Origin of the sequence: Clostridioides sp. ES-S-0123-01 (genome assembly GCF_020658415.1) — a bacterium.
GTDB lineage: Bacteria > Bacillota > Clostridia > Peptostreptococcales > Peptostreptococcaceae > Clostridioides.
Window position 1 is genome coordinate 1 of sequence record NZ_JACVWD010000015.1, and the last position, 8923, is coordinate 8923.

At 27.5% G+C, this 8923-nt stretch carries 13 protein-coding genes; 9 read left to right on the forward strand and 4 right to left on the reverse strand.

Features of this window, described 5'->3' with window-relative positions; all coding sequences use genetic code 11:
• From IC175_RS19010 to IC175_RS19050, 9 genes are all read left to right on the forward strand, one after another.
• A partial coding sequence (locus IC175_RS19010) for a hypothetical protein (RefSeq protein WP_227851932.1) occupies positions 1-715 on the forward strand: 715 nt, incomplete at its 5' end.
• 24 nt (positions 716-739) lie between these two features.
• Complete coding sequence (locus tag IC175_RS19015; RefSeq protein WP_227845237.1) at positions 740-3139, forward strand: hypothetical protein; 2400 nt, start codon at positions 740-742, stop codon at positions 3137-3139.
• A gap of 18 nt (positions 3140-3157) precedes the next feature.
• A complete protein-coding gene (locus tag IC175_RS19020; protein ID WP_227845236.1) occupies positions 3158-3490 on the forward strand; it encodes a hypothetical protein in 333 nt (110 codons plus the stop codon).
• A complete protein-coding gene (locus IC175_RS19025) occupies positions 3490-3627 on the forward strand; it encodes an XkdX family protein (RefSeq protein ID WP_227845235.1) in 138 nt (45 codons plus the stop codon). Before IC175_RS19020 ends, IC175_RS19025 begins: the two co-directional genes overlap by 1 nt.
• Before the next feature lie 73 nt (positions 3628-3700).
• Positions 3701-5626: a hypothetical protein gene (locus IC175_RS19030; protein ID WP_227845234.1), complete on the forward strand. Its 1926-nt coding sequence runs from the start codon at positions 3701-3703 to the stop codon at positions 5624-5626.
• 12 nt (positions 5627-5638) lie between these two features.
• Complete coding sequence (locus tag IC175_RS19035) at positions 5639-5968, forward strand: hypothetical protein (RefSeq protein WP_021426477.1); 330 nt, start codon at positions 5639-5641, stop codon at positions 5966-5968.
• A 26-nt stretch (positions 5969-5994) separates the two neighbouring features.
• Positions 5995-6165, forward strand: coding sequence for a hypothetical protein (locus tag IC175_RS19040; protein ID WP_021426476.1), 171 nt, complete (start codon positions 5995-5997; stop codon positions 6163-6165).
• A gap of 45 nt (positions 6166-6210) precedes the next feature.
• Positions 6211-6477, forward strand: a complete 267-nt coding sequence (locus IC175_RS19045; RefSeq protein WP_021426475.1) for a hypothetical protein — start codon at positions 6211-6213, stop codon at positions 6475-6477.
• On the forward strand, positions 6477-7271 hold the full coding sequence (locus IC175_RS19050; protein ID WP_227845239.1) for an N-acetylmuramoyl-L-alanine amidase: 795 nt from the start codon (positions 6477-6479) through the stop codon (positions 7269-7271). The genes IC175_RS19045 and IC175_RS19050 overlap by 1 nt, the downstream gene beginning before the upstream one ends.
• A 45-nt stretch (positions 7272-7316) precedes the next feature.
• On the opposite strand, the gene IC175_RS19055 is transcribed toward IC175_RS19050, so the two are convergent.
• The 4 genes from IC175_RS19055 to IC175_RS19540 form a co-directional block, all read right to left on the reverse strand.
• On the reverse strand, positions 7317-7493 hold the full coding sequence (locus IC175_RS19055) for an AbrB/MazE/SpoVT family DNA-binding domain-containing protein (RefSeq protein WP_227845233.1): 177 nt from the start codon (positions 7491-7493) through the stop codon (positions 7317-7319).
• 244 nt (positions 7494-7737) lie between these two features.
• A complete protein-coding gene (locus IC175_RS19535) occupies positions 7738-7866 on the reverse strand; it encodes a hypothetical protein (RefSeq protein ID WP_255615882.1) in 129 nt (42 codons plus the stop codon).
• 190 nt (positions 7867-8056) lie between these two features.
• The gene (locus IC175_RS19060; protein WP_227845231.1) at positions 8057-8233 is read right to left on the reverse strand and encodes a hypothetical protein; all 177 of its coding nucleotides are present in this window, start codon (positions 8231-8233) and stop codon (positions 8057-8059) included.
• A 245-nt stretch (positions 8234-8478) separates the two neighbouring features.
• Positions 8479-8607 carry a hypothetical protein gene (locus IC175_RS19540; RefSeq protein ID WP_255611777.1) on the reverse strand — a complete coding sequence of 43 codons (129 nt, stop codon included), beginning with the start codon at positions 8605-8607 and terminating at the stop codon, positions 8479-8481.
• Positions 8608-8923: the final 316 nt, after the last annotated feature.

The window sequence follows — 8923 nt, forward strand, 5'->3', positions numbered from 1 at the left end:
AAGCTCAAGCACAGCAATGAATGCTGTAGCAAGCTCAAGCACAGCAATGAATGCTGTAGCAAGCTCAAGCACAGCAATGAATGCTGTAGCAAGCTCAAGCACAGCAATGAATGCTGTAGCAAGCTCACAAATTGGCGTGAATACAATAATAAATAATCAAGGGTTCTTAAACATAGTAATCTCCAGCTCGACAGCCATGTCTGCCATCGCAGGAAGCTCGACAGCCATGTCTGCCATCGCAGGAAGCTCGACAGCCATGTCTGCCATCGCAGGAAGCTCGACAGCCATGTCTGCCATCGCAGGAAAACCTGTTGCTATAAGTGCAATAATAAAATCTACAATGGCATGTAGTAAGATTGATTCAAAAATACAATCATACAGAAGTACACTTATAAATTCTCTTAATAATGCATCATATTTTACAAAGACTACTGAAATTAGTTCAAACAGTAATGGAAATGGTACAGCTTTAGATAGAACTTTATATACTGGAAATAAAATAATAATTCCAATTCAATTCCGAGACAAAGGTTCTGGAGCTAATACAATAACATTATATTCAAGTAGTACTAATATTCAAATTTATAATACTACAATAACACAGACAACAGTTAGTATAACAAGTGGAGTAGCACTTCGTGGAGTTAGAGAATTACATGGAACATATTTCCCAAATGAAAATGAAATAACATATGATGTTTATACAGTAAGATAACTTTTATTAAAAGAAGGTGATTAATTGTTAAATGAAGATGTAGTAAAAAATATTAATAAATTAAATAATGAACAGGATAATATTAACCTAGAACTTAGTAAGAAAGCAAGCAAAGAAGATTTAGACAAATTAATTCAAGGTGGCACTAATATAGCAACATCTAAGTTTATAGTTAAAGATGATTGGATTTTAGAAGATGATAATTATAAAACTTTAGTTGAACATAACCTTGTAACAAGAAAGATACTTGTAAATGTAATAGATACTGCTACAAATGAATCTATATTAGCATCATATAGAATAATTGATGATAATAAGATAGAGCTTTTTAATGAATCTAATATTGACTGTGAATGTATAGTTGTAAATGGAAACTCTGCTATAAACGTTGTAACAGCTAATAAAATAACTATAGATGATACAGCTGATAATTTTGAAAGTAGTACTGTGGAAGGTGCTTTGGGAGAACTTTTTCAGTCTGTCAGTAATGGAAAAGAATTAATCGCTACTGCTATTACTGACAAAAAAGTTCCAACTAACAGTAGTGATACATTTCAAACTATGGCAAGTAATATTAGTAATATAAAACAAATGCCAGATATGCCCAATGATGTTGAAGAAATATGGAAATTTACTGGTCATACAGAGACTGTATATTCAGTATGTGTAGATTATGATAATAACATAATCAGTGGTGGTATTGATAAAACTGTAAGAAAAATATCGTCAAGTGGTACTGAAATATGGCAGTTTATAGGTCATACAAGTCTTGTTAGATGTGTATGTATAGACTCACAAAATAATATATATAGTGGTAGTCAAGATAAAACAGTAAGAAAAATATCTCCTAATGGTACTGAGATATGGAATTTTACTGTACTTATGGGTAGTATATTGTCAGTATGTGTAGATTATGATAATAACATAATCAGTGGTGGTATTGATAAAACTGTAAGAAAAATATCGTCAAGTGGTACTGAAATATGGCAGTTTATAGGTCATACAAATAGTGTAACCTCAGTACGTGTAGACTCACAAAATAATATAGTAAGTAGCAGTTATGATAAAACAGTAAGGAAAATATCCACAAGTGGTACTGAAATATGGAATTTTACTGGTCATACGAGTGCTATACAATCAATACATACAGACTCACAAGACAATATAATAAGTGCAAGTAGTGATAAAACAGTAAGAAAAATATCTCCTAATGGTACTGAGATATGGAATTTTATAGGTCATACGAGTGCTGTGTATTCAGTATTTGTAGACCTACAAGATAGCATTATTAGTGGTGGTGATAAAACAATAAGAAAAATATCGTCAAGTGGTATTGAAATTTGGAATTTTGATGGTCATACAGATAGTGTGTATTCAGTATGTATAGACCTACAAGATAACATTATCAGTGGTGGTATTGATAAAACTGTAAGAAAGTTACAACAAAACTATGGTATTTTAGTTACAAAAGATAATAAAAATGAAATACACAAAATAACTAAACTAGATACTATTGTGAAAGAGGTTTTACCTGCTCCTATTGAAGTATGGAATATTAAAATTAATACTAATGAGGTATGCTCAGTGTGTATAGATTCTGAAGATTATATTTACAGCGGAAGTGTTGATAAATCATTAAGGAAAATATCAAAAGAAGGTAATGAAATATGGAAATATATAGGTCACACAAATATCATATATTCAGTATGCCTAGATTCTCAAAATAATGTAATTTCTGGCAGTAGTGACAATACTATTGGAAAAACCTCTTCATCAGGAATTAAAATTAATAAATATACTATGCCAAAGAGAGATGAATCTATACAAGCTATATGTGTAGATTCTAAAGATAATATTTATAGTGCAAGTACTGGGAAAATAGTAAGAAAGATAACAAAAGAAGGTAGTGGTGTATGGGAGTTTACAGGACATACAAGTTATGTAAACTCTATATGTATTGACTCTGAAGACAATATTTATAGTGGAGATTATAAAGGCATTATAAAGAAAATATCTTCCAATGGAAATGAAATTTGGACTTTTACAGAACATACTAAAGGTGTAGGCACACTCTGCGTAGATTCTAAAAATAATATATATAGTGGTAGTCAAGATAAAACTTTAAAGAAAATAACTTCTAAAGGAAATGAAATTTGGACTTTTATAGGACATAATGAAAATGTTAATTGCTTATGTGTAGACCAACAAGACAATATTTATAGTGGGAGCTGGGATAAAAGTTTAAGAAAAATATCTTCTAATGGAAGCGAGTTCTGGAATTTTTTTGTTTATACTGAAGATTTAATTTATTTAAATTGTCTTGATATAGATTCCAAATATAATATTATAGTAGGAGGTAGAGATTATACAACAAGAAAATTCAAAAATACACATGAAACACAAAGAATAGCTTATTATAATTAAAATTTAGGAGGAAATAAAATGCAAAAATATTTAACAGGATTAGAATATAAAGAAGATAATATATATAAGGTAAATTTAATTCACAATATGCCTTTTGACCAAACATATGGATTAAATAAATCAGTGCAAGAATTAGAATTAAGTGGAGTATTGGTCGATGAAGTAATAGAAGCAGAACAAAGGGAAGGGTTTACACCTATTATGTATGTAGACAAGGCAACAAAAGAGATTACATATGAATATGTAGAAATACCCTTGACACCAGAACAAGAAACACTAAAAAAGATTAAGGAATTAGAACAAGAAAATGCAAACATAAACTATAGTTTAATGATGGGAGGATTAATATAATGTTAGGATTTGAAAAAATAAAATACTACTACGATAATAAAATGTGGACTAAAGAGATGGTCAAAAACTCAGTAGTTAAGAATAAGATAACAGAAATAGAATATAAGCAAATAATAGGTGAGAGCTATATGGTATAGTTCTTTTTTTATTGTAATAAATGGAGAACTACATTAATATGCGGTTCTCTAAACACTTTAAAGAGGTGATAATTTGAAAAATAAAGATATTATAAAAAAACTAAAACATATACCAAATAATACAAATAAAAGATTTGAAGATATAGAAAACTTGAAAGAGATAGAAAGCGTAAATCACAGCATAGCCACAGGAGAATATATAATAGAAAATAGTAAAAAGGGTTATCTAACTAATTTTAATATACAAGGCAAGACACTAATTGATTTATGGGGAAAAACTAGTTCAGACTTTTCTTTATGGAAAGCAACGTTTTTAGATGGAAAAATAAACATACTAACAGAACATGATATAAGATATTCTAATTTTTTTACGACCAATTATACTTTATATAAACCAGATACTATATATACAATAATAGTTGATGTTGATAAAAACACTTTACCTAGTACAAGTGGAATATATATTCATAGTTTAGGCGAAGAAAATTCAGTATTTATTCCTAATCTGACAAATATAGCTATATTAGGAGGAGTAATTGGTAAATTCAGATATACATTTACAACAATATCAGATTTAAGTAATTGTAACATTGTTTTAAGGAGTGTTTTAGATAATGATACACTTGCATCTGGTTATGAAGTAAGTTTGAAAATTACCATATTAGAAGGAGATTATACAGATATTAATATAGATTACTCTAACGAACTATTAAGTGTTGGACAAAGAGATAAAATAGAACTTTTAAGTTATCAATATAGTGGAATTAATATCTTTAATAAAAATGCCGATTTTAAAGATAATTATATTTTACAATACCTTAATGGAGAAGAACTTATTTCTGAAGCTAGCAATCATAAATATACATTAGATTATATAGAAATAGAACCAAATACAGAGTATACTTTTTATAATTGTAGTAGAAATATTTGTTGGTATGATATAAATAAGAGTTTTATACAAGCACCATTAAATGAAAGAATAATAGGAGATAAAGATATTTTTTATGTTACTAGAAGCCCTCAAAATGCAAAATATCTAAGAGTTACTATAATAAAAGATTTGCATGATGATGGTAATAAAACAATTATAACTAAAGGAAATGAATATGATAAAAAGACAATTCCATATACATTAAGAAGCTTACCAAATGGAATAAGAGATGAAATAGTCTACAAAAATGGTTCATATAAACTAATACAAAGATGTGAAGAAATAGTTTTTAATGGTAATGAAAATTGGATAGAAGTTCATGGAATGTATGAGTTTAGATTAAATTTAGATATATCTGTATTAAGATTAGATATGTCTAAGTTTGTAACTAACTTATACAAGCAATCTCATGTGGATTATATATATAATGTTCAAACTGAATCAGCATTATCTATATCAACAGAAAATGGAATAGGTGTAATAGATATAGTAGATACTTCGATATCTCCTTTTAGCATTGCCAATTTTAAAGAGAAATTAAAGAAAAATCCTTTAAAAATAATTTATGAATTAGAAATACCAAGAGAAATTGAGTTAAGTTACTTGAATTTAGAACAATATGATACTCAAACTAAATTTATCTGTGACTCTGGGGTTATAACTCCAAGTATCAACTTTGAAAGTACACAAAATTTAGGTAGTCATATAGAAGCTATCAGAGATAATATAAAAAACTCTAATATCAGAACTGATTTTCCATTTTCAATAAACTTTCTTAATGGATGGCAACCATATCTTGGATATACTAGTTCTGTTGTAAACTATTGCACAAACAATAACTTTGTAACAATTAATGCAACAATTAATGGAGGTGTTACAACAGCAGGTACTATTATTGGAAAGATACCTTTAAAATATGCACCTCGTAAAGGCATAATAGTAATATTTCAAACAACAGATGGAAAGTATTATAACGGAATCATTCGTACAAATGGAGAAATTGAGATATATTATAATGATATAACTTATAGAAGTTGGTTGTATTTATATGTAAATTATTTAATTTAGAAAGGAAAAAATATGTTAAATATAAAAAAGAAAAAAGAAATTTTAATAAAATATGGTTTTGAAAATGATTTAAATAATATAGATAATTATTTTGTTACAGAAGATAAACAATTATTTACTCCTTCAATAAAAAATGGGGTAGTAAATAAAGCGGGTGAACAAGTTTACAATGAATGGTTAGAACTTCGAAATAATCCAATTGAATCAGAAACATCAATTGATGAAATAAATACAAATAAGATTATAAGTTTAAAAGAAAATCAAAAGGAGCAAGACAATATGTTAATAGATAATGCTTACAGAATAGCTATGTTAGAACTTAACACAAATAATGTGCTATAAAGTTATAAAAATTTGGAGGTAAGAATATGTATAATATTTTAAAAAGAATGATTGAACAAAAAAATTATGAAACTAAAGAAGAGTTGCAAAACAAGTTAGATGTATTCTATGCATTAAATAGAATTAAAGACAATGAATATACAGAATTAATAAACATGATAAATAAAGAAGAAGTACCAAAAGAACCTATTATCTAAAATACACAGGTTCTTTTTTTATATCAATTTTAGTAGGAGGTCATCATGGAAAAATTATTAACAGAATTAAGTAGTTTAGGAGCAATAGGAATCTTATGTGCTTTATTATTCAAAAATACTATGCAAGAGAAAAAAGAAGATAGAGACATGTATAAAAAGACAGTAGAAAACTTTATTGAACTATCTACACAACAACAGGAAATCAATAAAAATATACTTGTTGAAATGGGAGCAATGAAAACTGATGTGGAGGAAATAAAGGAAGATGTAACAGATATAAAGGTGATGCTACAGAAAGAAGGTGATAAATGATGAAAGTAGCAATAGTACCAGGGCATACTCTAACAGGAAAAGGAACTGGAGCAGTAGGTTATATAGATGAAGGAAAAGAAAATAGAATACTAACTGACTTAATAGTAAAATGGTTAAAACAGGGTGGAGCAACTGTCTATACAGGTAAGATAGATAAATCCAATAATTACTTAGCAGAACAATGTCAAATAGCCAACAGACAAGATGTAGATTTAGCAGTGCAAATTCATTTTAATGCAAACAGTACAACCTTAAATCCAATGGGTACAGAAACAATATATAAAACTAATAATGGTAAAACATATGCTGAGAGAGTTAATTCAAAATTATCAACTGTATTTAAAAATAGGGGTGCAAAAACAGATGCAAGAGGTCTTTACTGGCTTAGTCACACAAAAGCACCAGCAATATTAATTGAAACTTGTTTTGTAGATAGTAAGGCTGATACAGATTATTATATTAAATACAAAAATACAGTAGCGAGATTAATTGCAGAAGGCATATTAAATAAAAATATAAATAGTGAGGATAAAATCATGTATAAACATACAATAGTTTATGATGGCGAAGTTGATAAGATACCTGCGACTGTAATTGGTTGGGGATATAAAAAAGAAGAATGCTTAGTTTGTGATATAAAAGATTATAAACCCTCCAAAACCGAAAATCTATATGTTGTAGGGGGAGGAGCATGTAATAAGATAAGTTCCATAACGACAGAAAAATATACTATGATAAAGGGTAATGATAGATTTGACACTCTTTATAAGGCATTAGATTTTATAAACAAATAAACTGATTAGGAGGTAGTAACTAAAAATAGTTACTACCTCCTTTTTTTAATCATTCTCAGCTTTCTCAATAGTTATTTTACCATCTTCTAGTGTAACTATAACTTTTCTTTCTTCTTGAGAGATGCCCAGTTCTTTAACCCAATTGATAGGTAAAGATAATCTAGTGGTAGTGTATCCATTTCCACTCTTATGAAAACTTATATTTAATTCTCTTTGCTCCATTTAATTTCCATCCTTTTTTAATTCTTTTGTAAAGAAAACTAATAGTGAGATACTTATTAATAAGCCAATGATATTCCATATATCAAAACTTTTTATTAAGAGTATTACATCAAATACTATAGTTATTAAAACAACAGCAATACATATTTTGTAAAATTTTCTATTCATGGTATTTTAGAAAGTATGCTATAATATTAGAAAGAAACCACCTAGAAGGAAGTGCATTTCCTTCTAGGCTTAACTCTTATAGTTCTTTAATTAGTCTTAAAACTGTAAGAGCTATATTTAGTATTAATAATATAAAAGAGAGAACTTTTTTAAGTATATTAAATTTGTTCTCTTTTTTATTTTTTCTTCTTTCTAATCTCCCCACTCTCTTTGTCCTCCTTTCTTAGTTTTTAATTTTGTCACCTCCTTGTCTATAAATATATTATAACATTACGGGACGTACTGTGCAACACTTTTATCCATATTTTTCAATAAATTTATAAAATCTATTAGCATAAAATACAAAATTTAATAAAAATAAGTAGATGCTTACATTACACCTACTTATTTTAAAATTATTCCTCATCGGCTTTTTTTATTATAATCTCATCTTCCTTAAAAATAACTACTGCCTTACGTTTTTCCCTTGTAAATCCCATTTTTTCAAGTTGGCTTAAAGGTAAAGAAATTTTAGCAGAATAAGTACCTGAGCCACCTTTACTATAAACTATTTTAGATTCTTTTTGCTCCAAACTATTTCCCTCCTTTTTTATATTGTAATGTAACAAACATTAACAATAAAATGCTTATTATTAATCCTATTATATTGCTAGTATTAAAATGTAAAAATAAAAGTATTATGTCTATTACTATAGTTATAGCAACTATGACAATACAGACTTTGTAAACTTTATCACTCATATTTTATAGAAAATGTGTTATAATATTTAGAAAGAAGTCACTAGGAAGAAGATTAAATTCTTCCTAGCTTACAAAACTATAAGTCTTTTAATAATTTAATTAGTTTATCAATTAAATTTATTAAAATAGGTAAGATAGAGAGAGCAGTTTTAACTTTGGCGAGTTTGTTTTCTCTATCTTTTTTTCTTCTTTCTATTCTACTCATTTTCCTTTTCACCTCCTTTCTATATTTATATTATAACATGCCGAACCGGCAAAAACAATACTTATTTCCATATTTTTCAATAAATTTATATTAATGAACTATATTTCTTAAAAATAAAAATAAATGGTGGCAAAACCTAACTTGCCACCATCTTGCCACCGAAAATAAAGAATAGAATAAATTTAAATTAAGCATAATAAAACATAAACAACAAAACTGACATTAATAAATTATTGAAATACCAACACTTGTTAAAAAATAACAACAATAAACAAACAAAATAGATAAATATATCCAATTAAGGTATAATTAAGTT

Coding starts and splice junctions, on each gene's coding strand:
- IC175_RS19540 (WP_255611777.1), bottom strand. CDS start 8,607: ATGAGTAGAATAGAAAGAAGAAAAAAAGATAGAGAAAACAAACTCGCC.
- IC175_RS19035 (WP_021426477.1), top strand. CDS start 5,639: ATGTTAAATATAAAAAAGAAAAAAGAAATTTTAATAAAATATGGTTTT.
- IC175_RS19055 (WP_227845233.1), bottom strand. CDS start 7,493: ATGGAGCAAAGAGAATTAAATATAAGTTTTCATAAGAGTGGAAATGGA.
- IC175_RS19040 (WP_021426476.1), top strand. CDS start 5,995: ATGTATAATATTTTAAAAAGAATGATTGAACAAAAAAATTATGAAACT.
- IC175_RS19025 (WP_227845235.1), top strand. CDS start 3,490: ATGTTAGGATTTGAAAAAATAAAATACTACTACGATAATAAAATGTGG.
- IC175_RS19050 (WP_227845239.1), top strand. CDS start 6,477: ATGAAAGTAGCAATAGTACCAGGGCATACTCTAACAGGAAAAGGAACT.
- IC175_RS19045 (WP_021426475.1), top strand. CDS start 6,211: ATGGAAAAATTATTAACAGAATTAAGTAGTTTAGGAGCAATAGGAATC.
- IC175_RS19020 (WP_227845236.1), top strand. CDS start 3,158: ATGCAAAAATATTTAACAGGATTAGAATATAAAGAAGATAATATATAT.